This is a genomic window from Salinimicrobium oceani, assembly GCF_012037645.1.
This window is the reverse complement of record NZ_JAAVJR010000336.1, coordinates 1-544: the sequence shown is the minus strand read 5'-3', so window position 1 is coordinate 544 and position 544 is coordinate 1. Positions and strand designations below refer to the sequence as shown.

Here is a 544-nt window from a genome sequence, read left to right as displayed (position 1 = left end):
AAGGTTTGATATTTCTCTTTATTATTGATCCCGTTGACCAGCTGGCTAATTGCCTGCGGCTGGTCACCGGTGGGTTTAAAATCAGATTTTACCTTGAATTTCATAGAATTTTTTGCTGACCTGCAAAAGTAGCTAATTCCATGGTTTTCGGCAAATTATGCCTGCTCCTAAAATAATAAACATGAGCTCTCCTACAGGTCGCGCTTCTTCAGCAGCAAATAGGAGAAATAGACAAAAATTGCTGTCCAAACGAGCACGATCAACAACTGATACCAATGCACCCCATAATCTTTAGAAAATTCCGATCCCAGTTGTGTAGCAGCCGATTGTATAACATTCAGTCTTGAGAAAGGTTCTTTTACGAGCAGCGCCATGGATTCCAGCGGAAAGAATTGTGCAATATTTTCAGCAATATTGGAATCCCTGAAGATCTTGTACTCCATTACTCCACGCGCAATACTTTCAAGGATCCACCACACAAAAAGGAATCCCAGGGCAAAAGCCGAACGTTTGATCAACATTCCCAGGAACATGCAAAAGGCGA

Annotated in this window: 1 protein-coding gene; it reads right to left on the bottom strand. The window is 41.9% G+C overall.

Annotated features, from left to right (window positions below):
* Positions 1-191: 191 nt before the first annotated feature.
* A partial coding sequence (locus HC175_RS17045; RefSeq protein WP_438865951.1) for an ABC transporter permease subunit occupies positions 192-544 on the bottom strand: 353 nt, incomplete at its 5' end.